This window comes from Mesorhizobium sp. M0968, from assembly GCF_040319065.1.
Classification (GTDB): Bacteria; Pseudomonadota; Alphaproteobacteria; order Rhizobiales; family Rhizobiaceae; genus Mesorhizobium.
On sequence record NZ_JAMYNL010000042.1, the window covers coordinates 1 to 24,775 of the forward strand.

Below are 24,775 nucleotides of genomic sequence, written 5' to 3' on the forward strand. Positions count from 1 at the left end.
CGGCCCGTCAGATCGCGGCCAACGCCGGTGCGGAAGCATCGATCGTTGCCGGCAAGATCCTTGAGAACAAGGGCGCGACCTTCGGCTACAACGCCCAGACCGGCGAATATGGCGACATGATCGCCTTTGGTATCGTCGATCCGGTCAAGGTTGTGCGCACGGCTCTGCAGGACGCGGCCTCGGTCGCCGGCCTGCTGGTCACCACCGAAGCCATGATCGCCGAGGCTCCGAAGAAGGAGTCGGCTGGCGGCGGCATGCCGGCTGGTATGCCCGGCGGTGGCATGGGCGGCATGGGCGGTATGGATTTCTAATCCAGCCCCCTATCAACCTACAGCGGAAAGGGCGGCAGCAATGCCGCCCTTTTTTGTGTGCCGAGCACGATCGACAGCTTGGAGGTGCAAGTCCTCTACCCAGCTGATGGCGGCGAAGCGCAACGGCGTCGTCGTGAGACGGGTCTGGCCGTGTCCTTTCGTTCTTTCGTTCAGCCGCTGGTCGAAACTCACGATGATCGTGCTGCCTTCCGCCGTGCCGTGGATCTTTACAGGGCTGCGAGAAGGCCTTGTCAACGGCTGGCAGACCCTGGTTGCGGTAGAACTCATCGCATCGTTCGAAGGGCTCCGATTACCTGATGGCCTATGGTCGTCAGCTCTTTCAATTTGAACTCGTTCTTTCGGCCATGATCGTGGTCGGCCTGACCGAATTGGTGATCCACGGCCTGCTCACGCTTGCCGAAAACTATCTGCAACGCTGGCGTCCGGAGACCCCACGATCAGCCTGATCACGATTGCAGGTCGGGATAGGCTGTCGCACGGCGCTTCCATCGCACCGCCGGCCTTCCGCTTCATCGGCCGACATATGCGGCCCGGTGTCGATGGCGCTGCTCGCGATTTGGGAGTTGCTCGCCCATGCCGGCGCTGCTGACCCACGTTTTCTACCGCGGCTGGAAGAGGTGGCGGCCCGCGGCATGGCAGAGTTCAGCCGAGGTGGCCTCGGCTCCAATCTTCTGGCGAGCCTGGAACGTGACCTGATCGGTTTCGTGTGTGGCAGTGTGGCGGAATCGCGCTTGGTCCGGCGATCGGATTTTCCCGCCTTATCGAACGCCTGAGAGGCTCGTGGTCGCGGTTGTGTTACCGCTATTACGTGACCTGATCACGTTGACGATGCCAGCACCTTCATTGGCCACTTTCTGGACCATGTACGTCACATCAGGCTCCCCCGCCCGATCGACACTAGCCGGCTCTGTAACCACGCCGCCGTCATATAGCGGTTCCACGACGGCACTGGCGGCAGTCGTCTTCTCAGCGGCTACTGGTGGACGTTTCAGCAGCCAACGAATCCAATGGTGGCAAGGACAGGCAGACCAAGCACCGCGTAGAAGCCGTACTCCGCTGGAGTTCGCCTCGGAAGTGGAGCGACAAGGGCCTGATTTGTCTTGCCATGCCGACATTGTCAGCACGCTTTTCGAAGCCTCTGAATTCCTTAGTGTCCATCCCAGCTCGACCTCCGACCATCCCCATTTCCGGCTGCCCGCGGCACGGCAGCCCTTGGCCTCTAGCTGCGCTCGAGCGGATCAGCGTGCCGTCCGCCTCCTCTGGCTGATCAAAATGTCTGCACCCATTTGGCAATGGCCGCTTCGCGCAAAAGTTTTCCCCCGTGAGCCGACTTTCCGAATTGGCTTAACTTCCAAATCTGTGGCTTTGCCTGCATTGCGGAGCGCGAAGTTCCGACCACTCGCCCAAGGGTATGCCATGGCGTTTCGTCTCTTTGTTCCGATCCTTGCCGGTGCAACGCTGCGCGAGCGGCTGCTCGCCTGCATCGGGGCCATGATTGGCATCGCATTGACTGGCGTGATCAGTGCGCTGGCGAACGGGTCTGGCCCACATGTCGCACTGCTGGTTGCTCCAATGGGAGCATCGGCCGTGCTGCTCTTTGCCGTGCCTTCAAGCCCGCTGGCGCAACCTTGGTCGATTATCGGTGGCAATACGATTTCGGCGCTGGTCGGGGTGATCGTGGCGCATTTCGTGCATGAACCCGTTCTTGCTACCGGCATTGCGGTGGCGCTGGCCATCGCCGCCATGTCGTTCACGCGCTGCCTGCATCCGCCGGGTGGCGCCGCCGCCTTAACTGCGGTGTTCGGCGGACCGGCCGTCTTCAGCTCGGGCTTGCTGTTTCCCTTCGTTCCTGTAGCGCTGAACTCGATCGTGCTGGTCGCACTCGGCTACGGCATCCATAAACTGTCGCGGCGCAACTATCCGCATGTGGCGGCCCCCGCTCTTAAAAGCGCGCATGGAACCATCGATCCGCCCGCGCGGGAGCGGGTCGGCTTCCAGCCCGAGGATATCGATGCCGCGCTCGGCGCGCTGGAGGAAACCTTCGATATCGACCGCAACGATCTTGAGCGGCTGCTACGGCAGGTCGAGTTGCAGGCGATGGTGCGCTCCCACCGGACCCTGCTGTGCGAGGACATCATGTCGCGCGATGTGATTTCGGTCGATGAACATGCGCCGGCCGACCACGCGCGTCATTTGCTGCTCGATCACAACATCCGGACGCTGCCGGTGACTGACGCCGAGGGCGGGCTGGTCGGTGTAGTTGGCCTGCGCGAGCTGACGAAGGCGACCGACACGGTGAGGGCTGTGATGTCGAAGGCTAGCACCGCCTCTCCCGATACGCCGGCGATGAGCCTGCTGCCGGTGCTCACCGACGGCCGCAGCCATGCCGTGGTCATCGTCGATGCCGAGCGACGCATTATTGGGCTGATCACCCATACCGACCTGCTGGCAGCGGCAGCGCGCGTGCACATGGCCGACACAACGCTGGCAGCGGCATAAAATAGTGATCCGGACTTGCTCAATCCGGGAACCCGATGGGGCGCCAATAGGATAGCGGTATTAAGTGCGGCCTTCCGCCTAAGACAATTCCTTTTTACGAGTAGATCAACCCTGAAACGCGACCGCGTGCTCAGGCATCTGGTTCACGTAGGCCAAGTACGACTGCACCAACGGAACACTCTTCAACCTTGCCCGTGGCCAGAGCCAGTCCGCTATGTCGACTAAAGGCGTGCGGACTACAAGTGCAACCATCTGGTGGACGGCTCCTCTGCAACGATGGTAGCGCGGTTCGCGTGTCCAAGGCTGGGTTGAAGCTCTACGTCGCGGGTTGAGTGATCGTTGGCAAGGGTCGCGGCTCAGACGCCGAGGACGCGGTTCGCAATTCCATGCAGGTGGTCCTTTCCTTTGGTTCCTGCATTTCGCCTCTGGTGAGGCGCGGCCGACTCCCGTCATGCATCACGCCGACGACCGTCGCTTCCTCGCCGCGCCAAGGGTTTGACTAGGCCGACGATAGACCATGCGATAAGCAATTCCGAAACGATGTGGCTTCCTTGCGCCAAGTCGGCTCTGTCGAACAGCGATGTCAACATGATCCTGAGTTCCGAGGGTTCGCCGCGCATCAATCCTATAACCTTGATGACGTTCCTGACTAGGAGGATGAGGCTGCTCCAACACGTCCACGGTGTTAGGAATTGCCATTGCACGAGTTGATCTCGGACTTCTTCGTCGCGCATCGCCAATTTCCAGCCCAATACCGCGCCTACGCTTGGTACCCCAACCACGCGGCCTATCGCCCTCATGCCCGCTTCGAGGACCCTCCAGGATCGGGCCTGTTCGGATAGGTGTGGGAGGCCGAGGCATCAGAGGGAACGGCCAGACGCTACCATGAGGATGCGCCATCTGCCGAAGAGCCGTACCGTTACCTTCGTCACTGTGCGCAACGCGGGGCGACCGTCGCTTCAGCCATCCGGCTTTGGGTGTCATTTCTCCCCTGGCGGAGTTCACCGCCCCCGACAAAAGCCTGACCTTTGCCAGTCTTCTACGGGCAAGCGTTCGCGCCAAAAGTTCAAAGCCGCGTCCATAACATTCAACAATGAAAGCCAGCCTCATCAGATCGAGCAGAAAGTCGTCGATGGCATGTGTGAGCGCGTCAGACTTTTGTTCAAGCTGAAGCAGCAAGGCGCGCGCCTCTTCGATCGCGGCCCGGCAACCGTCTGCGTTTATCAGGAATCAATCCTGTCTAAGATCTGCAAGCCCTCACCTCGTCCCAAGCCAGACTCAGCGCATTGAACGCCGTTGGAGAGAGTTTCCGACGAAAGAACATCGTCGCGTTTCGCGAAAAGGCATCGCTCGGCAAAGTGCCTGTTGATGAAGCATGCTGCGTCAAACGACAAGCAAGAATCCGGGCTCCACCCCGTGATGTCTTCGAAGGCGGGGTGAGCCGGCTCGGGCATGCGTCTCGGCCGCAACCCTTAATCACGAGGAACTGTGCCGCAAGGCAAACAGTTTCTCTCTATTCTTCTAGCCGCCACGGTTCAGCCTAGATTACATGGGAAACGGCAATAACGCAAAGCAAAGGTTGGCAAAATGAGTAGGGTGGCTGGATCAAATGATGATTTGGCTGCACCAACGACCTTTGCGCCACTTTTGCAGCCCACCTTTCGTTCGATCTGGCTCGCCACGCAAGTCTCGAGCCTCGGCTGGTTGATGCAGACTGTTGCCATCAGTTGGCTGATGGCTACCATCTCGACTTCCGATCTGATGGTTGCGCTGGTGCAGGCTTCATCGAACCTGCCCGCTTTCATTTTGTCCGTGTTCGCCGGGGTTCTCGCTGACAATTTCAGCCGTCGCAGGGTTATGTTCGCGGGCCGCTGCCTTATGGTGATAGCATCTGCGATGCTGACCGCTGTTGTAGCGCTGGGCTTTCTCGACCCATGGATGATTCTCGGCTTCAGCTTTTTAATCGCATGCGGCGGCGCTCTCAACGATCCCGCCTGGCAGGCGTCGGTTGGCGATATGGTGGACCGGCGCGATGTTCCCGCTGCCGTTACCCTGCTTTCCGTTGGCTTCAACACCGTACGGACCGTGGGCCCGGCGCTCGGCGGCATCGTGGTTGCCTCCTTCGGGCTTTTGGCCGCTTTTACCGTGACCACCCTCACCTATTTGGTACCCTTGGCCACCATATGGCGCTGCAAGTGGAAGGTCCGCTCGTCGCCTCTTCCGCGCGAGTCGATGAGGAGGGCCATCTATGACGGGCTGCGCTTCACGGCGATGTCATCGGAAATCAAAGCGGCGATCGCACGCGGAACCCTCTTTGGCCTGGCGAGCATCGCCATACTCGCGCTGCTGCCGCTGATTGTCCGCGACCAGTTGGGAGGAGGCCCGCTCGCCTATGGCACGCTCATGGCAGGTTTCGGAACAGGCGCGGTCTTCGCCGGCCTCTCCAACAGCCTGTTCAGACGGAGCTTGTCGCAAGAACAGCTGATGAGGCTCTCCTGCGTCGCCTGCGCGGCGTGCTCCCTCTCCCTGGCGCTTACCTCTTCGATCGGCGTGGCGGCAATTGCACTTGCTTTGGGCGGCGCAGGCTGGGTCACTGCCTGGTCCGGGGTTGGCGTGAGCGTGCAGCTGGCAAGCCCGCGCGCTGGGTCGTGGGGCGCACGATCTCCATCTACTATGCATTGATAGACGGCGGCATAGCGGCCGGCAGCTGGGTGTGGGGCACCGTTTCCCAGAACCATTCGCTGACCTGGGCGCTAGAGGGTTCCGCTGCGGCCCTGCTGCTCGTTGCTGCAGCCGGCGTTCTGTTTCCTCTTCGCGAGCGCCGCGAGTCCGAGCCCGATCCTTTGGAGGAATTCGACGCCCCAGCTGTCGCTCTCAGTTTGAAGCCGAGAAGCGGCCCGATCGTGGTCAAGATCGAATATCTGATAGCCGAGAGAAATGTCGAGGCCTTCCTCGACCTCATGCGGCAGCGGCGTCATGTACACAGCCGCGTCGGTGCTCGGAACTGGACGCTCCAGCGCAACCTTCAGAAGCCTATGCAGTGGACAGAAACGTTCCGAACGCCGACCTGGACCGACTACCTTCGCCTCAATCATCGTCTCACGGAAGTAGACAAGCAACTGGACCAGCGTGTCTTCCAGTTACACGCGGGAGAGAAAGCGCCTCAAATGACGCTTTCGATTGAGCGGCCGACAAGCTCGGCCCGGAAACCCGACCAGTCAATCCTTCACCTTCCCCGTCATTGAAGCCTGACCTTCCCATATCTGGGCATCAGCGATCGTTAAAGATCCGGGTGATGGATGAGAATCTCGGCGGCATCCGTGTCGTGCGTGCCTTCGCCGCGCAGCCGCACGAGCTGGAAAAGTTCGACCGCGCCAAGCAGGACGCGCCTTGATCTCGCCAATGAGCGCGTTGACATCCGTGTCGGCAACACCAGCGCCATGAATTTCTCGTTCCTGACCGCCATGGGCCTGGTGCTCTGGTTCGGTGGCCAGAAAGTGATCGCAGGTCAAATCAGCGTCGGCACGCTGGCCCTGTTGCTCACCTTCATGACCATTCTACAGATGCCGGTGCGCTAGCTCGGATTGATGGTCAACTCGTTCGCGCGCGCCTCGACCTGCGGCACGCGGCTGTTCGAGTTGCTCGACGCCGAACTTGACATCGAGGACGCGGCGGGCGCCAGGGATCTCGTCGTCACCGACGGCGTGCTGCGCTTCGACAATGTCGGTTTCTGCTACGCGGGCTCGGGCGGCCGCCCGACGCTCTCCGGCATCTCCTTCGAGGCGAGCAATGCATCGCCGTCTAGGCAAGGCGAATGCTCCGGACTTCCCAGCCTTTCTTGCCTTGCCCGCATTCGACAAACACCTTCTGTCCCGCCACCAGCACGCTGAGCCCTGAGCGCGTCAGGGCGCTGGCATGAACGAAGACGTCCTTCTCACCGTTGTCAGGAGCAATGAAGCCGAAGCCCTTTTCGGGTTTGTACCACTTGACCGTGCCCCCGCTCTCCAGCTGCGCACCGGTTTCAACGAAGGTCCCTCCAGCGACACGCGTATGTGACGGAGTTTTCGCGCGGTGATCGCCGATCTCCAGCACCTGCGCGACTTGATGACCTTTTGGACTTTTTTCGACCGTGATCTTGAGAGGCGTTCCCGCGGCAACATCCCGGCTTCCGGCCGCCTCTAACACTCGCACGTGCAGATAGGCCTCCGTGCCGTCCGACAGTTTGACGAAGCCAAAACCCTTGCTGACTGTGAACCACAATACCTCCGCATCGACAGGATCTGCCGTCACGGTCGGCGGGCGCTGAAAATAGCTTGGCTCGGAAGTCCGTTCCGAAAAGGAAACGGGGTCATCGTCATAGCGATGCCGGCGTGGCTCGCGATGGTCTCGATATTTGCCCATGATCATCTCGACTGGCATGGATGGCGCACTGCGCTACCGTCAAGATAATCTCAATCGGGCGACGCGTTTATGTCAAAAAGGCCGTGAAGACCGCAGCTGTGCCCGGCCTATCGGCCGAACCCTTTGAAACTAGATTCATTTCCCCTGAAACAATAGTGCCGGCGAGTCGATTTACTGACTCGCATAGGGTGTGTTGGAGGGAGAGTGCGATGATGCTGGCGCGGGCGCACTGGAAGGGCTTTATCAGGCATTGCGGAAAGCCTGCTCCGGGTTTCTTCAAAAGGAACCGAACGGCGGGTCGACGACCATTTGCGCCGGCTCCAGGCCACGGGGCAGGCCTGACCGTGCATGATCATCATCTCCAGCGTCACGCCCAGCGTAGACGCCAAGCCGTGGAGAACCATGCCGCGCTGTCGCCGACGAGAACAACGTCGCAATGTCGATCGACGAGCTTTGAATCGACGCTCTCAATGGGCCTCCTTCCCCAAGCACGGATGTCGCGTTGGCACTTTTTGTGCAGCTGCGAAGAGCTAAAATCGCCACGACGGGTGGTGTTGACGCGCCGACAATTATCAGACAAAAACGGAATTCAATCGGTTCAGCCGCCTACGCGGCAGGGCTCTGCTCAACGACGTCGGGGACCATGGACGATCGCGCAAAAGGGATTAGGAAAGGCGGAGCTGGAGGCAAGGCCAACGACGTCAATGCGGACTTGATCGCCGTTGTGGTCGCCATGGACAGCAGCGCCCCCTGCGTTCTGACCATCCCGCAGGCAAACGCCCTGCCCTCCGGCCCGTTCGAGCTTGCTCACCGTTCGCTGCAGTCGGGCCTCAGGGGATGGGTGGAACAACAGACCGGCCAGCCGCTCGGCTATATCGAACAGCTCTACACCTTCGCCGATCGCGACAGGGTTGGCGCTGACGACCGCGTGGTCTCTATCAGCTATCTGGCGCTCACCCACCAAGACGAAGCTGGCGACCCGGCCGGGCGACACTGGGGAAGCTGGTACGACTATTTCCCGTGGGAGGATCACCGCTCCGGCACACCGGCGGTCGTGTTGGACGAATTGCGGCCGCGCCTGATGGAATGGGCGGATGGCACTGACGACAGTACGACACGCCTCGACCGACGACGGCGGGCGGCGATCGCCTTCGGCTTTGACGACCGCCATTGGAACGAGGAACTCGCGCTTCAACGTTATGAGCTGCTCTACGAAGCCGCCCTGGTGGAGGAAGCAATACGCGCCGGACATTCCGCTGCGCCCACCTGGGTCTCGGGCAGATCGATGATCGCCGATCATCGTCGCATCCTGGCGACCGGCATTGCGCGGCTGCGCTCCAAGATCAAATATCGGCCGGTCGTATTCGAACTGATGCCGCCGGTCTTCACGCTTTTGCAGCTGCAGCGCACCGTGGAGGCGCTTGCCGGCAGGCTCGTGCGTAAGCCGAACTTTCGCCGGCTGATCGAGCAGCAGGAGCTGGTCGAGGAGACCGGTGAGACAACCGCGGAAACCGGCGGCCGGCCGGCGCAACTTTATCGCTTCCGTCACGCCGTTCTCGACGAGAGGGTGATAGCCGGAACAAAATTGCCGCTCTCGCGGGCTTGACCCGCCTTGCGCCAGCAGCCCTGACGATGTCGCGGACGGCTTGGCCCTTGTGAGAACCGGGATTGTCGAGAATGACGATGTCGCCCGGATTCAGTGTTTTGTTGAGTTCGGTTTCGACATAGACGCGAAAGGCCTGCGTATTGATGGGTCCATCAATGACCCAAGGCGCCTCCACCCGATCATGCCGCAGCGCGGTGATGAAGGTCATCGTCTTCCAATGGCCATATGGTGCGTGGGCCATCAGCCGCTTACCGCGCACACCCCAGCCGCGCAACGGCGCCATGTTGGTCTTGACCCATGTTTCATCCAGGGAGACCAGGCGCGTAGGGTCAATGCGGGTCTGATAGCGCATCCATTGCGCACGCCCGCGCATCAGCTTTGGCTTGAGCTGCTCGGCCGGCAGAACGGTTTTTTTGAAGCTCTTGCCCTCGCGGTGCAGGAAGCGACCGACGCTCGCAGGAGACCACGTTCAGCCAGTGCCGCCGTCAATTGATGAAGCGTCATGTTGGCATCTCGCTCAACCTCGCCCAGGACGAAAGCACGGTGCTCCCCGTCGATCAGATAGGGCCGATGACCACCCATCTTGCCGGGTGCCGCACTGCCACGGCGACGCTTGCGGCCTCGGGCGTTTCCTGGGCGAAGGCGGTGGCGATGAAAGCCGAGACGACGCCACAGACTGGGCTGGCTGATAGTAGTTCGCGAGTCAGCCACGGTAGCGGTCGCTACGAAGCGCGCAGCACTTTGTCATCGGTACATTCCGTCCCATGCCTGAAATGAGCAGTGCAGCCATGTCGCCTCCTCCGCAGTTACCGTGGCGAAAGCAATCCTTCCGCTGCCACACGGACCTAATGTCGCCTGGCACTAGCTTGCTTCAGCAAACCACTTAGCGCAATTCTCAGGAGCTACCGTGCCCGCACCGCAGGCGAGGTCCGGGGAGGCTTGCTCACTCAGTTTGCCATTCTGGAAAGTCGCGTTCTTGCCAACGCGCATATTCGAGATATTCTCTCGCAATCGCCTCTACAAGATCTTGTTGGAGCTCTTTGCGAAGGCACGGCATTTCGCTGATTGCCAAGCTGTGCTCTCTCGCAAAACGAATGGCGCAACGATATCCGTCAACGTCTTCCAAAGTGAGACGGACTGCATCTTCCTTCCACTGATCCGCAAGTTCCTGCAGCAATGAAGGTTGTCCTTCTCTTGTGACAAACATGTCTGTGACCCGACGCTTGGCTCTCTCCAGAAAGGCGTCCGAGTTGCCGAGCCGCAACCGCCTTACATGCCATCGAAAAGCGCCATCCCAATGCTGACTTCGCGCCATTAAATTGAGAAGGGAGATCGAACCGCCTTCGAGGATGAGCCCCGGCTGGGAACTACGCTCATCCACTTGCATTATCAGCTTACGATGGGCGGTCTCGGCGTCGATGATGCCCGCGGTTAGCGGGCGCGAATCCAAGTAGATCCGCTGGGTAGATTGCAGTTCGGAATCCGAGGGACGCCCGCTGCCGGTGGCGATTTGAGGACAGCATTGTACACGATCCAGCGCAATGACCGGCCATCCGGTCTCTCGTGCAATTTGGATTGCCGCGTCTGTCTTGCCGCTGCAGGTCGGCCCGTAAATCAAATAGATTAGCATGTGTATGCCGCATAGTTTATCGGAACTAACCGCCCCCCAAGCACAAGATACTCGGTAGGCTTTCACCGGACTTGTCGCAAACATTTTGACAAGCGGCGATTATGCCCTGAAACGACGCCATTTTCGAACTTTGTGAAGTCCGAAAGGGCGCAAGCAGCCCGTTCTGGTCGTTCAGTCCAGTCACCGACGCCTCTGTTTGACGTTTGACGACGGTCCACTTTGCACATCTCATGCCGACTGTGACGCAACGCGGCACCGCAGGATGGTGACCTCGTTGTCTCCGGCAAAAGATCCTTGCGCGTCTTGGGTTAATCGAGGCGGCGGCGCACGGGCGCCTTATTGTCTCGGAACATGGCCAGGAAGGCGGCTGATCAACAAAAGTGGAAGACGGTGTCCCGACGACCTCACCGATTTGTGAGGCGACCGAGGATCTGCCCGACATCGTCGATCTCGTCCTCGAGGTGGGCCGTGTGCCGGCCGCGCCGCCAAAGCCTCCTCCCCTGCCGGTCCGGCTGGAAGCCTCGTCGAAACGGCACAGGAGTACACCAAAGCCGCCAGCGCGCAAACACACAGACCGCCGGCGCCAAGGATTTGGCGCTTTTTGCGTGGCGTCCGCTCCGATCTTCCGGAAGGGGAGCTGACTGCTGTTTTTTGGGCACTCGCTGCGCATCGCCGCTGCGCAACGCCGAACTGGACATCGAGCGGCTACGCGATGAACCGCATGGTCTGCCATTGTGAGGCTCTTGCTCGACACTAATGGCCTCTCCGAGGTGACGAGGCCGAGCCCTGACGCGCGCGTGCTGGAATGGATGACAGGCTCGATGAAGACCGCTCATTTATCAGCGTTGTGTCGATCGCCGAGATCCGGCGCGGCGCTGCCCTCATGGACAAAGGTCGGAAACGTGACGCACTGGCCGGATGGCTCGCCCGGGACCTGCCGCAGCGCTTCGAGCCGAGAGTCCTGCCCGTGGACGAACTGGTTGCCCTGGCCTGGGGCGACCTGACGGGCCTCGCGAAGCGGCGTGGTCGCGGTCTGTCATCGATGGACGGGCTGATTGCAGCCACCGCGATTTCCTGACCCATCACATGGCGGGGATATTCATGCGCTGACGGCGAAACACCCAGATGCCCCGCACCTACCACGATCAATATGGAAACGCCTCGGTGGCAGCCACGAGGTCGATGTCATTGAAGATGAGATGAAATAGGCGGATCAGCTCTGCTTTTCGCATCCTTGACGCGCGCTTCATGACAGGCCTCGGCCGAGGGCGTCGAGTTTAGCTTCCGGTTGGATGCTTGCCCTCACCTGTGGCTATGCTTACGGCCATCCCGATCGAGAAAAGCATCGAACGCGGCAGCGACAGCGCGAATTACAAAGCGATGCTCCCGCCGTACGCGGACAAAACCGTTTTCGAAGTCCACTATCCCGTCGTCGGCCAGCATCGCCAAGCGTTCAGCTGAATCGAGAAGACGGATCGGATCAGATTCGTGGGCGGCACAGATTGCCTGCACATCGGCCTCGAGATCGCACATTAGTCGCTCGATAATTGCGGCTCGCACGCGGTCGTCGTCGGTGAGGCGATAGCCCTTTGACGTCGCCAGACGGCCAGCTGCGATGTGCTGGATGTAGGAATCCCGTGTAACTTCGTTTTGGACGTACCCCTCGCCGACGCGGCCGATAGCCGACGCGCCGAAACCGATCAGGGTTCTGCAGGTGGTGGCCGAGTAGCCCAGCGAGTTACGCCGCAGGCGACCCGTTTTCTGTGCCAGCGCGAGCTCGTCGTCCGGCAAGGCGAAATGGTCGAGCCCGATCTCGCGGTAGCCGGCGGCAATCAGCGTCGCGGCCACGGCCGCATACTGTTCGGCGCGGGCAGCGCTGCCCGGAAGAACTGCCTCCTCGATGAGGCGCTGATTCTTTATAAGCGACGGGATGTGCGCATAGCCGAACACCGCAAGCCGGTCGGGGCGCATTGTGACCGCCGCCCTCGCGGTCTCGACGCAGGACTGCACCGTTTGATGCGGGAGACCGAAGATGAGGTCGAAGTTGATGCGGCTTACTCCATGCCGGCGCAGCATTTCCACGGCAGCCGACGTCTGCGCCTCACTCTGAACCCGGTTGATTGCTTTTTGAACAATGGGATCGAAGCTCTGCACGCCGAGACTCACACGGTTCACGCCGGCTGCTCCTAAGGCCTCGGCCATCTCGGCCGTGAACGTGCGCGGATCAATCTCGACGGCAACCGTAGCTGTTTTCGTGAGAGCGAAGCGGCGTCGCAGGAACTCCATCAGAGCCAGGAACTCGGCTGGTCCTATGAGAGACGGCGTTCCGCCGCCGAAATGCATGTCGCTCACGGGCAGCGTCTGCGGCGCTCGCTCCGAGACCAAACGGATCTCGTCACGCAGGGCCGCCAGATAGTTGAGGATCGGCGCATCATGGCGGGTGATGGTGGTGGGGAAGCCACAATACCAGCAAGCTGATCGGCAGAACGGAACGTGGAAATAGAGCGACACCGGATCGTCAGCCGGCAGGTTCCTGAGCCATTCCTCATAAGCCTCGGCGCCGACCGCCCCAGAGAACTCTGACACAGTCGGATAGATAGTGTACCAAGGCAGGCCGGCCTCGCGATATTTTGTGGTCTGCAACAGTTACCGTCCCATGCTGATAACCGCCAACCTTACCGCTGCGCTCGCCTGTGTCTTTGCGCTATGTCAGTCCGTTCCGCTTTGGGCTCGAAACTTGTATTTCTCAGCAATAGCGGCCGTTCAGTCTTGGCTGGACGGTCAGCGACTGGCCATGGCTCCGCCGCGACCCTCACGCGCACCGTTTGGTTCCACCATCGCTTCCCTTCAGCCTGCGCCTGGTCGAGTAGATTCTGCTGAGCGCGGCTGCCGCATCCAACGAGATAACACGGCGTTGGGACCAGACTTTGCTCGCCAGCTAGCGCAGCCCCATAGTGATCTCTGGCATCTCGATGAGCTCGTTGTGTGAATTGCTGGCAAGAAGCATTAGCTGTGGCGCGCCGTCTATCAGGACGAGAGGCTGCTCGACGCGACCGTCAGGTCGGCCGCAATGCCAAGGCCGGCGCGCCTACTGACTCCGTGGTGGAGGCAAGGCTGCGCGTCAGCGCGTGATTACCGATCATCGCGCTCGCCAAAATGACGGCGTCGTACCGAGCGGTGCCGCCGCATGATGTCTCAACATCGGGGCTCACAGCAACAAAGCTGTCGCCATTGAACGAAACTGTCGCGAAGCGAACAGACGAACCGTAGCCGAAACGTTTGCCGTTCGTGCTTGGGTTGATCCGCAAGGCAAAAAGGAAGGAAGAGCGAACCAAGGTCCGCCGGCACACTTGAGCTTCAAGCCGCAGCTGCGTCGTCAGGATGGCACGTCATTTGCAGTAGAAGCCTTTGTGACGGCCCGCCCACAACTAGCGGAGGTGACGGGGATGATTTGTACAGAAATGTTGGATGGCGTCGTTTCGGCGATTATTATATTTGTAATAACAATCGCATATTTGTAACAATAACACCCAATCATATTCTCAATTTCTGATGAATATCTGGCGTGACGAGCGCATCAAAACTGCTCAAATTCAACTCAATGCGCATCGTTATCGACTGTTTCCTTAGCAGGAGTTCATCACTGACGTCCATTCCTTTTACTCTTTGAACGGAGATCAACAATGAACATTAGGAGCCTCCTCCTCGGCTCAACTGCGGCACTGATTGCCGTTTCCGACGCTCGCGCCGTGACCGCCGTTGCCGAGCCTGACCCGACTGAGTACGTTAAAGTCTGCGACGTCTACGGCTCGGGCTACGTCTACATTTCAGGCACTGAGACCTGCGTGCGCATCGGCGGCTATGTCCGTTACGACGTCGGCTTGGGCCATGTCGGATTGGTTGATCACGCAAGAACCTCGGATGTGAGGACTGGTGAGCATCAGGGCACATGGCAAAACAACACGCGCTTCACATTGAAAACTTGGACCGGCCAGGAGACCGAACTCGGCACGTTGAAGACCTACACCGAAACCCGCATGAACTTCGGCAACCGCCACACTTCGGTTTCGGACAGTTCTCGGTCCTATGCCTTCAACGGAGACAGCACCTTGACTTTCGCCTGGATTCAGCTTGGTGGCCTCCGAGTTGGTAAGGACTGGTCGGCCTTCGACATGTTTATTGGCGGCGCGGGTGACGTACTCAACCAGACGCCGGTTACGTACGGCGCTTTCGATACCAATGTGGTTCAGTACTACTTCGACGCCGGGAACGGCTTTTCGGCCGTGGTTTCGCTCGAAGAAGGCTCGGGCGTGGTCGGCACAATCGACAGCTACGCACCGCACGTAGTCGGCGGCTTGAAATACACACATGGCTGGGGCGCGATCACCGGCGTTGCCGCTTATGATAGCAACTACGAATCGGTGGCCGCCAAGGTCCGTGTCGACATCAATGTCACCAACGAACTGTTGCTGTTCGGAATGCTCGGCTACGGTTCCAACGGCAAGCTCAACGACGACTCCACGAACGCCATCGACGCTCATGGTCGCGGCTTCTATAAGAGTTGGGGCGGGAACTGGGCTTTCTGGGCTGGCGCCACTTACAAGCTCAACGAGACAACTTCGTTCAACCTTCAGCTCTCCGGTGATCAGCTCAAGAACCATGGTGTCGCTGCAAACGTCGCCTATGCGTTTCTTCCAGATTTCACAGTTACGGCGGAACTCGACTATGGCCGATACGGTAACTTCGCCGTCGGCAAGGTGGACGGCGCTTCCAACATGAATTGGACCAACGCCAACAAGAAGAGCAGTGTCGGCGGAATCCTGCGTTTCGAACGCTCATTCTAACGGATGAAAGGGCGCTGAGGCAGGCATCGCATGTACTTGTCGTCGGCGGATCGGAATCCAGTGGGGGTGCCGGAATCGCGCGCGATATCGAGACGCTCTCCTCCATGGCGCGTGCGCAGCTGCCTTGCCGTCACTGCGGTGACGGTGCAAACACACGACAGCGTCACGGACATCCTTCATCTGCAACCCGGTCTGGTGGCCGATCAGATGCGTGCAGCGATCTCGCGGGCGTCGCGGCGTAGTGAGCGCGGGCGCGGCCGTGATGATCGTGGCGGGAGGGAGAGGTAAGGAGCGTCTTTCCTTTGAGAATTCGCGTTTACGGGTACCCACGATGCACAACGGGCGAGTTTTTCAAAGAGGCGCGTCCTCCTTCGAAGCGCTTCGGAGGGCCAGGCTCTAGGCTCGCCCCGAGCCCCTGCGTAGCCTGCGGGGGAGCTGGGTCTCGGCCCATCCGGGTAACGATCCTTCGCGCGGTTATGGAAACGATCGCATTTGCCGATTATCGCATAAAAAACTTGTTATCGCACGACTAAAAAAACTTGCAACTCCACAGCATCATTGACTTGTGGCCTATCAGCACTACATACTTGTAATCGCACAGCTCTAAAAACTTGCAAAGGCACGGCCATGACCAAGCCCCATGAAAAACTCGCTGTATCACTGGCCGTCCTCAAAGAGCTGCAGGAGGGTGGGCGGCGCATATTCAAATCAGATGAGCTGACCCGCGTCCACCGGGAGCGGCTGCTGCAGAACGGGTTCCTGCGCGATGTTATCAAAGGCTGGCTCATGTCGACCGGCCCGCAGGCACGGCAGCAAGACACCACCCCTTGGTACGCGAGCTTCTGGGAGTTCTGCTCCCTTTACTGCAATGACCGGTTCGGCAAGGACTGGTTCCTCTCACCGGAGCAGTCGCTGCTTCTGCACGCGGAAGCGCCCACTATTCCGCCTCAGGTGGTGGTGAACACCCCCAAAGGCACGAATAACAAAATCGACCTGCTGTTCGGCACTTCGCTCTATGACCTCAAGGTCAAGGAGATGCCGGCCGAACTGACAGAGAAAAACGGCCAGCGCGTGTTCACTGTCGAGGCCGCCCTTACCCGGGTGCCGGAAGCGTTCTTCCAGCGCGCCCCTATCGAAATGCAGATCGCCATGGCGTCGGTGCGCGACGTATCAACCGTTCTGGCCCTGCTGCTTGATGGCGGCCATTCCGCCGTGGCGGGACGGCTTGCGGGGGCCTTCCGTCGCGTAGGACGCGACTCCTTTGCCAATGAAATCGTGGCCGCCTTCAAAGCCGCCGGCTATGACGTGCGCGAATCCGATCCGTTCGCGGGACAAATTGGAGTGACAACTATTGCGGCGGGCGTACCGCCGTTGGTCGCCCGCCTGCGCGCGATCTGGCAATCGCAGCGCGAAGCCATCATCGAGATATTCCCGAAGGCACCCGGACTGCCGTCCGACAAAGACGCCTATATGAAGTTCGTCGAGGATATCTACGAAAGCGACGCCTACCATTCGCTGTCGATAGAAGGGTACAGCGTCACCCCGGAACTCATCGACCGGGTGCGCGAGGGGAGCTGGAATCCGGAGATTGATGAAGAGGACCGCAAGAACCGAGATGCGCTTGCCGCGCGTGGCTACTACCTCGCATTCCAGAAGGTCAAAGACTCTGTTGCCGCGATCATCAACGGCAAGCCAGCCGGCGCGTTGACGCGGGACACTCACCGGGAGTGGTACCGGGAGCTGTTCGCGCCGTCAGTGACCGCCGGCATCCTCAAAGCCAGCGCGCTTGCGGGATATCGCAATCACCCTGTGTACCTGCGCGGCTCGCAGCACGTGCCGCCGCGTACCGAAGCGGTGGCCGATGGTATGAATGAGCTGTTCGACCTGCTGGAGGCGGAGAAGGAGGCCTCTGTGCGTGCCGTGCTGGGGCATTGGCTTGTGGGCTATGTGCACCCCTATCCGGACGGCAACGGACGAATGGCGCGGTTCCTCATGAACGCGATGCTGGCTTCAGGCGGTTACCCCTGGACAGTCGTCAGAGTCGATGACCGGAAGGCCTACCTCGCAGGGCTGGAGGAGGCGAGCGGCAATATGAATGTGAAAACGTTCGCCGCCTTTCTCGGCGAACGGGTGAAGTGGTCTATGGAGAAGGCGGCGTGAGGTCGGTGGTGTGCCATGTTTAACTTGCTTGTCTCGGGCCACGGCGAGTGGTGGGAAACGCCGCCGTTCACGTCAACCATTGACCGGTTCAAGGAATCTAGCGGCGCCGAGGCCGAGGCTATCGACCTCGCGCCCTGAAACATTGCGCCGGCTGGAGGAAATCCCGGCGCTTTTGATGTACGAAGTCGGGGCGGGAGGCCCGCACGCGCGCGTGGTCCGGCACAGCCGCATACGCAATATCGTTCGGCGCGGACACGAACTGGCCTTCACCTTCGAGCCCGATCCGAAACATGCCTTTCTCGACCGGTCAGCGGTGTTGAGAATTGCGGACCGGCTGGGCATTCAACAGTTCGAACAGCACCGTACGCACTGGGCGATCAAGGATGGTGACATTCCGGCCGAGCTGATTGCCACCAGCACCGCTGAACGGGCGCAGCGCACCATTGCCGTGGTTGCGGCAGAATATGTAGAAGCGCGCCGCGAGGGACGAAGGAGAGAAGCTGCCGAACTGGCCGAAGAACTGGAGGATTTTCCTCCCTCGCTGGAGAAAGCACTGTCGCTCGTGCCGGCGCGTATCCTTCAGCAGCCGACACCCGAATTATACCCGATCCTTGGGATAGAGCCCCGCACGCCCGAAGGCCGCAACGCCGTCGTGGCCGTCGTCGCAAGGGATCACAATGGGCAGGACTTGCCTGCCGACTGGTCTTATTCGCTGGCGTGGTTCCTGGACCTTTACGGCAGCGCGACGGAAGCGGGGCGCCTTGACGGCGCGCTGGCCGAATGCGCAACGCATGTGATCGCGCTCGGCACTGGCGAGGGAGAAGCCGCCGCCCCGGTTGAAGATATCGGCTACGCACTCTGGCTCTGTTCGCGAAGCCCGAAACTTATCGGCGATCTGGCCGGGAATCGCTGAGATAGCGCAGGAGGTTTTGTCGCTTACCAAAATCAACTGGAACTCGACCCAGATCAACCAGAAGCTTCCCATTCCCATTCTAGCAGCCAGAAGAGTGGGTGAGCTCTTTCAATATCTATCCGAAGTATCGATAAGCTCAGACTATCTCGCAAGCATACATAGTTTTTTTGTTATAGAGTCTGCTCGGCTGCAGGCAAAGAGCCCGGATAAACTTCAGCACGAAAGCAGAATTGAATGAAGGTGGGCTACATGGAGTTCTCATTTGGGTATGCCTTCACCGAAAACCTTATCCGGTCATCGTCAGCCGCACCTGTAGGCGCGCCGGTCTTTCCAAACCTCATACAGGAGGGGCATTCTGGCTTTGACATCCGCATCAATTTCCCAGGGGTTCCGCTGTTTTTCCAGTACAAGCTTCCGGAGCTGATGAAGCGAGGAACTGCCTTTGAGGTTGCGAGCGGACATTGTCCCGGTTTGTCGATACCATTTTTTCGGATTGCGATGATGCGCAGGGATGTGTCGCGTCAGCATGAACTGCTTCTTCGGTTTGAGGCGCGCTATCCGTCAAACGTCTTCTATGCGGCTCCTTGTATCGCAAACATCAGCGATTTCGACCGCTCTTATTTGGAGCAACCGTAGCACGGCAGTCCATTTTCGTCTCACCAGGGGATATTGGGCCCTTGCCAGACGACAAAGCGCACAGCCTTGCCCATAAACCTGGACTGGCAACTGGATATTTTTGCTCGAAACCCAAGCCCACCAAAGTTCAAACATTTGATGATCTCGCTGCGCTCTTCAGGGAGCAGTTCGCCGAGAAGCGTTTTGCGGAAGTCGGCGAGGCGGCGCGTGAGATGCGCGAAAACGTACTTGAGCTTGCTTCGCCGTCAATGCGGCAAGCCGAACAGCTCATTGCTGAACGGGTCGGCGCGAGATGCATTCAGATTCTAGACGGCGCAGCCAGACCGCCCGAGGAAGAGCGCGCAGTCACTGACATTCTCGTAGCGCGGGAAATTGCGCGTGTCGATCTTGGCGTCGACCTGCTGGTGGCCCAACCACGCTAACGACATCATACCGCTGATTAGCCCAGCTTTTGTCTAGGCCACAGTTATGAGACTACGAACCACTTGGCCAGGAAGAAGATCGGATTGAAAGCGAACCTTCCTTGTCATCTTTGCATCACGGTCAGTCTGCACGAGATTGACCGCTGCAAGCCGGGAGCAAGACCGGGCTGCGCAAACGTTGCAACAGATCCTTCAAGGAAATTCATAGACTCTTAGCAACTCCGGTTCGCTGTGAATGGTAGGCTTATTGCAACGTTTGAGTCAGTGGAGTCCGAACCGTGGCTTATTCTCCGACCCGCCGAACTGCGTGCAATTTCGGCTAAAGGCAATGGCAAGAACAGCGCCCATCTTGTTTGTTCGACACAGCCATATTGGCTCAAAACAGTATCTTCACGGCCACCGAGATTGTCCGGTCGGTGGACAAGCAATCATATTATTTCGTTCGAAAGCTGCAGCATCTGTGGAGAACGCGAAATGACAAATTCAGTAGGACGAGTGCCCAGGCTTTCCAAGTGGCTTGGTCCTGCCCAATGCTGACACTGGTCAGTCGCCTTCGGACGGCAGCGCATCTAGATCGCCTTCGAATCCTAGGCCTTTGCGCGCATGCGGACCTAACTGTCTGCCAGCTAGCGGAGATTCTGGGTCTGCGTCGTGAGCACGTTGTACGACACGTCCGGCTGCTGGCCAGAGCCGACTTTCTTTACTGCAACGAACAACGTCCGTGGTGCTCGTACCATCTCAAAGCAGGAGGTAAGGACGGCGGGCTGGTTCAACTGTTGGTTGATCTCCTGCCCCACGGCGATGGCTATCACAAACGAGACCTTCAACGGCTCGAAGCCACACAAGACGCGCCGTCGAAGGGGATCGCATGCTTGACCGTGAAATAGATCAGTCCAATTGGAGCGCGAAACCACCATGTACAACTCCGCCGACGGCGCCATCGCGCCGCGCGACACTTACGGACGGTCTCGATTGGCCGCGGTTGATTGCCGCGTTCACGAACTGCTTCTGAGACAGGAGCGGCAGGAGCGGACGACCCTTAAGCTCATCGCCTCAGAGAACTTTGCGTCCTCGGCCGTGCTGGAAGCGAACGGCTCGATTTTCACGAACAAGTACGCCGAGGGGTACCCCGGTGCGCGCTACTACGCTGGAAATGAGATCGTTGATGAGCTTGAGAATCTAGCCATTGAGCGCTTGAAAACACTATTTGGCAGCGAGCATGCCAACGTCCAGCCTTATTCCGGCTCGCCGGCCAACCAGGCTGTCTATCGTGCGCTTTTGAGCCCCGGTGACAAAGTCATAGGCTTGCCCCTCCCGGAAGGGGGCCATCTGACTCATGGTTGGGCCATCAACTTTTCCGGAACTGACTATCAACGCGTCCCCTATGGACTAGATGAAAAGACACAGCAGATTGACTATGACCGCTTGCGCGAGACAGCCAAGCGGGAACGGCCGCGGCTCATTTGGGTCGGCGGAACTGCTTACCCGCGTGTCTTTGACTACGCGGCAATGGCAGAAATCGCCCTGGAAGCGAACTCCTATCTCGTAGCCGACATTGCGCACATCAGCGGACTGATTGCCGCGGGAGCGCACCCGAATCCCGTGCGCCATTGCGACGTGGTCAGCAGCACCTCCCACAAATCGATCCGCGGTCCCCGCGGTGGTTTCATTTTGTCCAGGAACGAAGATCGCTATCAGGCCCTGTATCATACAAAGAGCAAATACAATCTCGCCAGACGAATAGACCGGGCGGTCTTTCCTCACCTGCAAGGCGGGCCTCATATGAATGCCATCGCTGCGCTAGCAGTTGCCTTGCACGAAGCCGCGAACCCGTCCTTCCGAAGCTACGGCCAACAGACCGTCAAGAATGCCAAGACTCTTGCACAGGCACTGATCGAGCGAGGGTATGACCTGGTTACCGGGGGGACGGACAATCACATCCTGATCCTTGATCTGCGCGATCGACCACTATCGGGCAAGGCCTATGCCGAGCGGCTAGCAAAGGCAGGCATCATCACAAACTTTAATATGGTGCCTGGCGACCCGCGGGATCCGGCGGTCACAAGCGGAATTCGCCTGGGGTCGCCAGCAGTGACGTCAATGGGCATGCGCGATGTGGAAATGGTGCAAATTGCTGGCTTCATTGACTGCGTCCTCCGGCGGCCTGATGACGAAGATCTCCATGCCTGCGTGCGAAGAGACGTTGCCGATTTGTGCGCTGCGTTCGAGGTCCCGGGCATCACCAACAGGTAAGGTGGGCTAAGCAAAATGCACCATACAACTCCAACACCCGAAACGAGGCATTTCATGGCTAGGCAGTTCGTGTTCTCTTCCGAATCGGTTGGCGCGGGACACCCGGATAAGTTGGCCGACAACATCTCGGATGCCATCCTCGACGCCATCCTCCGCACCGATCCCAAGGCACGCGTCGCCTGTGAAGCGTTGGTAAAATCAGGGATAGTCGTTGTGGCTGGCGAGATTACTAGCGATGCGCGAGTGGATTATAGCCAAGTTGCGCGCGATACGATTCTCGATATTGGATACGACGATGAGGCTGTCGGCTTTGACGGCCGGCGTTGCTCCGTCGTTCATGCACTCACCGAGCAATCGCCCGACATTAGCCAGGGCGTTGACGAGGGACGAGGGCAGGACCTCCAGCAGGGAGCGGGAGATCAGGGCCTCATGTTCGGCTACGCATGCCGCGAAACCGATACCCTGATGCCTTTGCCGATCCAGCTCGCGCATCGCTTGACGAAACGACAGGCAGATGTCCGGAAAGCACGACAGCTTGGCTGGTTGCGTCCTGATATGAAATCCCAAGTCTCAGTGCGCTATGAGGGGTTGCGCCCGGTCGCCCTTGATACCATCGTCGTATCGACCCAACATGACGAGCAGGTCTCGCAAGAGACGGTCCGCGAGGGCGTCATTGAGGAAATCATAAAGCCTGTCCTGCCGACCCACCTGGAGACGGAAGGCATCAGAATTCTGGTCAACCCGACGGGGAGGTTCGTAGTCGGCGGGCCGCGCGGCGACTGCGGTCTCACTGGACGCAAGATCATCGTCGATTCCTATGGTGGGATGGGTCGTCACGGCGGCGGCGCCTTTTCGGGCAAGGACCCGTCCAAGGTTGACCGCTCAGCTGCCTATGCGGCCCGGTATGTCGCAAAGAATATCGTCGCTAGCGGACTTGCGGACGTCTGCGAGGTGCAGCTTGCTTACGCAATCGGCGTGGCCAGTCCGGTTTCTGTCATGGTCAACACGTTCGGAACAGCGAAGGTTGAGGAAAGAAGGATCGAGCGCCTCATTCTTGAGTTGTTCGATCTCAGACCGAAGGGCATTATCAAGATGCTTGATCTCTTACGCCCTATATACCGCAAGACCGCGACCTATGGCCATTTCGGCCGTGAAGAGCCTGATTTCACCTGGGAGAAGACAGACAGGGCCGACGAATTGCGTCGCGAGGCAGGACTTGCCGCCCCGTGAGGGCTGGCGCCGAACGGATTGGCAAGCGCAAAGCCCATTCCCACTGGCCAGACCCGCCCGCGCCCGGCGTGGCAGAAAGCCGGTGGGTTTTTGGCGGAGACATGAATTGATGCCGGACTATGACGTGCTTTGTATCGGAAATGCCATCGTCGACATCATCGCCCAGTGCGACGAGGCGTTCCTGGAGACCAACGGCATCATCAAGGGCGCAATGAATTTGATCGACACGAGGCGCGCCGAACTGCTCTACAGCCGCATGGGCCCGGCCATTGAAGCCTCGGGCGGCAGCGCCGGCAACACGGCGGCGGGCGTCGCCTCCTTCGGCGGCCGCGCCGCTTTCTTCGGCAAGGTCTCCAACGACGCGCTCGGCGAAATCTACGCGCATGACATCCATGCCCAGGGCGTCGCCTTCGACACCCGGCCGCTTAACGGCGAACCGCCGACGGCGCGCTCGATGATCTTCGTCACGCCGGACGGCGAGCGCTCGATGAACACCTATCTCGGCGCTTGCGTCGAGCTCGGCCCGGAGGACGTCGAGGCCGACAAGGCGTCGGGCGCCGCCGTCACTTATTTCGAGGGCTATCTGTGGGACCCGCCGCGCGCCAAGGAGGCGATCCGGCAGACGGCGAAGCTCGCCCATGCCGCCGGGCGCGAAGTGTCGATGACATTGTCGGACTCGTTCTGCGTCGACCGCTACCGCGACGAGTTCCTCGATCTCATGCGATCCGGCACCGTCGACATCGTCTTTGCCAACAGCCACGAGATCAAGTCGCTCTACCAGACCGCGTCGTTCGACGAGGCGCTGGCCCAGATCCGCAAGGATTGCAAGATCGCCGCCGTCACCCGCTCGGAAAAGGGCTCGGTGATCGTGCGCGGCGACGAGACCGTGACCATCAATGCGACCAGGATCCGCGAGCTGGTCGACACCACCGGCGCCGGCGACCTCTACGCCGCCGGCTTCCTCTACGGCTACACGCAAGGCCGCAGCCTGAAGCAGTGCGGCGATCTCGGCTCGCTAGCGGCCGGGCTGGTCATCCAGCAGATCGGCCCAAGGCCACGCCAGAATTTGCGCAGAGAGGCCGAGCAGGCGGGATTGCTGTAGGTGGCGAGCCAAGAACCAGCTGCCCAGCCTCCTTAATCCAGCCCGAGCCTTTTCTTCAGTTCCGCATTCTCCTTGCGGAGACGATCGGCAAGCAGGCTCTTTAGCCGCTTGTTTTCTTCCTCGAGCGCGACGAGATCCTTCAGCCCGTCACTGTCCGCCGCCGGCGCCGCCGCCTTCTTCCAAAGATAATATGTCTGTTCCGAGATGCCGGCTTGCTTCACCGCGCTCTTGAGAGTAGCGCCGCCGCCGATCGAGGTCTCGATCTGCGCCAGCTTCTGGGCACGATCCTTCGCGGAGTAGCTCTTTCGGCCTGTTCGCGCTGACGGCGGTGCTTCAGTGGTCGCGGATATCGGCTTGGCGCCCTCCTTGCGGGCAGGCGCGCTCGCCTCAGCTTCTGGCTTCCTCGACCGCCGCGCTCTCGTCTTCGGTTTTGGCGTTTCCGCTTTGTCTGCCGGTGCGCTAGGAACTACTGCCGACTCGGTTTCTAGGGGATTGGCCATGAAATGCTCCACTCGCGGTTTTTGCAAAGGTTCAGCATCAAGGGCCACTACAGTAGAGTCAACAAGCTGACGATTTAACGGCTCGACTTCCTTTGTTGTCTCGGCCATCGCCGCGGCGATGTCGAAATTGCCCCAGATGGAACGTGCGGATTTTTGATAATTGCGCTTTTGTTTGACTTCCACGGTGAATGGTCGCGTCTGCCGCCTCATAGTTCCTTCCTGAATAGGAGAATGAAGTCGCCGCTCG

The 24,775-nt window shown here is 59.7% G+C and carries 21 protein-coding genes and 5 pseudogenes; 17 read left to right on the top strand and 9 right to left on the bottom strand.

Going from position 1 to position 24,775, the window contains the following annotated elements; translation table 11 throughout:
* Positions 1-311 (top strand): TCP-1/cpn60 chaperonin family protein (locus tag NKH67_RS31750; protein WP_353032707.1); only part of this gene is annotated, 311 nt, incomplete at its 5' end.
* 12 nt (positions 312-323) lie between these two features.
* Here the strand turns inward: NKH67_RS31750 and NKH67_RS31755 are convergent.
* On the bottom strand, positions 324-599 hold the full coding sequence (locus tag NKH67_RS31755) for a hypothetical protein (RefSeq protein ID WP_353032709.1): 276 nt from the start codon (positions 597-599) through the stop codon (positions 324-326).
* Between the two features lie 29 nt (positions 600-628).
* Here NKH67_RS31755 and NKH67_RS31760 point away from each other — a divergent pair, with 29 nt between their 5' ends.
* From NKH67_RS31760 to NKH67_RS31770, 3 genes are all read left to right on the top strand, one after another.
* On the top strand, positions 629-778 hold the full coding sequence (locus NKH67_RS31760) for a hypothetical protein (protein ID WP_352711326.1): 150 nt from the start codon (positions 629-631) through the stop codon (positions 776-778).
* A gap of 93 nt (positions 779-871) precedes the next feature.
* Positions 872-1,105, top strand: coding sequence for an ABC transporter permease family protein (locus NKH67_RS31765; RefSeq protein ID WP_352746541.1), 234 nt, complete (start codon positions 872-874; stop codon positions 1,103-1,105).
* A 643-nt stretch (positions 1,106-1,748) separates the two neighbouring features.
* Complete coding sequence (locus NKH67_RS31770; protein ID WP_353032711.1) at positions 1,749-2,831, top strand: HPP family protein; 1,083 nt, start codon at positions 1,749-1,751, stop codon at positions 2,829-2,831.
* Positions 2,832-3,280: 449 nt separating this feature from the next.
* Here NKH67_RS31770 and NKH67_RS31775 read toward each other — a convergent pair whose 3' ends face one another.
* Positions 3,281-3,565: a hypothetical protein gene (locus tag NKH67_RS31775; RefSeq protein ID WP_352746539.1), complete on the bottom strand. Its 285-nt coding sequence runs from the start codon at positions 3,563-3,565 to the stop codon at positions 3,281-3,283.
* A gap of 853 nt (positions 3,566-4,418) precedes the next feature.
* Between NKH67_RS31775 and NKH67_RS31780 the strand changes: the two are divergent.
* A pseudogene (locus NKH67_RS31780) lies at positions 4,419-6,076 on the top strand (MFS transporter).
* 32 nt (positions 6,077-6,108) lie between these two features.
* Positions 6,109-6,658: pseudogene (locus tag NKH67_RS31785) on the top strand (ABC transporter transmembrane domain-containing protein); the annotation flags it as partial.
* On the opposite strand, the gene NKH67_RS31790 reads toward NKH67_RS31785, so the two are convergent.
* Positions 6,633-7,232: a cold-shock protein gene (locus NKH67_RS31790; RefSeq protein ID WP_352492847.1), complete on the bottom strand. Its 600-nt coding sequence runs from the start codon at positions 7,230-7,232 to the stop codon at positions 6,633-6,635. The pseudogene NKH67_RS31785 and the gene NKH67_RS31790 sit on opposite strands and share 26 nt — an antisense overlap.
* 279 nt (positions 7,233-7,511) lie before the next feature.
* Positions 7,512-7,728: pseudogene (locus tag NKH67_RS31795) on the bottom strand (3-methyl-2-oxobutanoate hydroxymethyltransferase); the annotation flags it as partial.
* A gap of 147 nt (positions 7,729-7,875) precedes the next feature.
* On the opposite strand from NKH67_RS31795, the gene NKH67_RS31800 reads away from it, so the two are divergent.
* Positions 7,876-8,838 carry an NUDIX hydrolase gene (locus tag NKH67_RS31800; RefSeq protein ID WP_352844002.1) on the top strand — a complete coding sequence of 321 codons (963 nt, stop codon included), beginning with the start codon at positions 7,876-7,878 and terminating at the stop codon, positions 8,836-8,838.
* 73 nt (positions 8,839-8,911) lie between these two features.
* Here the strand turns inward: NKH67_RS31800 and NKH67_RS31805 are convergent.
* Positions 8,912-9,211, bottom strand: a pseudogene (locus NKH67_RS31805) (transposase); the annotation flags it as partial.
* Positions 9,212-9,330: 119 nt separating this feature from the next.
* On the opposite strand from NKH67_RS31805, the gene NKH67_RS31810 reads away from it, so the two are divergent.
* Positions 9,331-9,615 carry a hypothetical protein gene (locus NKH67_RS31810; protein WP_352452632.1) on the top strand — a complete coding sequence of 95 codons (285 nt, stop codon included), beginning with the start codon at positions 9,331-9,333 and terminating at the stop codon, positions 9,613-9,615.
* Positions 9,616-9,781: 166 nt separating this feature from the next.
* On the opposite strand, the gene NKH67_RS31815 is transcribed toward NKH67_RS31810, so the two are convergent.
* A complete protein-coding gene (locus tag NKH67_RS31815; RefSeq protein ID WP_352458542.1) occupies positions 9,782-10,468 on the bottom strand; it encodes an isopentenyl transferase family protein in 687 nt (228 codons plus the stop codon).
* A gap of 734 nt (positions 10,469-11,202) precedes the next feature.
* On the opposite strand from NKH67_RS31815, the pseudogene NKH67_RS31820 reads away from it, so the two are divergent.
* Positions 11,203-11,543: pseudogene (locus tag NKH67_RS31820) on the top strand (PIN domain-containing protein); the annotation flags it as partial.
* Between the two features lie 227 nt (positions 11,544-11,770).
* Here NKH67_RS31820 and hemN read toward each other — a convergent pair.
* Both hemN and NKH67_RS31830 read right to left on the bottom strand, forming a co-directional pair.
* Entirely contained in the window at positions 11,771-13,111 is a 1,341-nt protein-coding gene (hemN, locus tag NKH67_RS31825; RefSeq protein WP_353032713.1) for an oxygen-independent coproporphyrinogen III oxidase, read from the bottom strand.
* A gap of 413 nt (positions 13,112-13,524) precedes the next feature.
* Positions 13,525-13,803, bottom strand: coding sequence for a hypothetical protein (locus NKH67_RS31830; RefSeq protein WP_352848691.1), 279 nt, complete (start codon positions 13,801-13,803; stop codon positions 13,525-13,527).
* 348 nt (positions 13,804-14,151) lie between these two features.
* On the opposite strand from NKH67_RS31830, the gene NKH67_RS31835 reads away from it, so the two are divergent.
* The 8 genes from NKH67_RS31835 (at position 14,152) to NKH67_RS31870 (ending at position 24,028) form a co-directional block, all read left to right on the top strand.
* Positions 14,152-15,312: a porin gene (locus tag NKH67_RS31835; RefSeq protein WP_352848689.1), complete on the top strand. Its 1,161-nt coding sequence runs from the start codon at positions 14,152-14,154 to the stop codon at positions 15,310-15,312.
* Between the two features lie 627 nt (positions 15,313-15,939).
* A complete protein-coding gene (locus NKH67_RS31840) occupies positions 15,940-17,472 on the top strand; it encodes a Fic family protein (RefSeq protein ID WP_353032715.1) in 1,533 nt (510 codons plus the stop codon).
* A gap of 175 nt (positions 17,473-17,647) precedes the next feature.
* Entirely contained in the window at positions 17,648-18,385 is a 738-nt protein-coding gene (locus tag NKH67_RS31845) for a hypothetical protein (protein ID WP_352566737.1), read from the top strand.
* 234 nt (positions 18,386-18,619) lie between these two features.
* Entirely contained in the window at positions 18,620-19,021 is a 402-nt protein-coding gene (locus NKH67_RS31850; protein ID WP_352669529.1) for a hypothetical protein, read from the top strand.
* Positions 19,022-19,062: 41 nt separating this feature from the next.
* Positions 19,063-19,443, top strand: a complete 381-nt coding sequence (locus NKH67_RS31855; protein ID WP_353032717.1) for a hypothetical protein — start codon at positions 19,063-19,065, stop codon at positions 19,441-19,443.
* A gap of 915 nt (positions 19,444-20,358) precedes the next feature.
* Positions 20,359-21,696, top strand: a complete 1,338-nt coding sequence (gene glyA, locus NKH67_RS31860) for a serine hydroxymethyltransferase (RefSeq protein ID WP_353032719.1) — start codon at positions 20,359-20,361, stop codon at positions 21,694-21,696.
* 54 nt (positions 21,697-21,750) lie between these two features.
* The gene (gene metK, locus NKH67_RS31865; protein WP_353032721.1) at positions 21,751-22,926 is read left to right on the top strand and encodes a methionine adenosyltransferase; all 1,176 of its coding nucleotides are present in this window, start codon (positions 21,751-21,753) and stop codon (positions 22,924-22,926) included.
* 109 nt (positions 22,927-23,035) lie between these two features.
* Entirely contained in the window at positions 23,036-24,028 is a 993-nt protein-coding gene (locus NKH67_RS31870; RefSeq protein ID WP_352448506.1) for an adenosine kinase, read from the top strand.
* A 32-nt stretch (positions 24,029-24,060) separates the two neighbouring features.
* Here NKH67_RS31870 and NKH67_RS31875 read toward each other — a convergent pair whose 3' ends face one another.
* The gene (locus NKH67_RS31875) at positions 24,061-24,738 is read right to left on the bottom strand and encodes a transposase (RefSeq protein WP_245274818.1); all 678 of its coding nucleotides are present in this window, start codon (positions 24,736-24,738) and stop codon (positions 24,061-24,063) included.
* Positions 24,739-24,775: the final 37 nt, after the last annotated feature.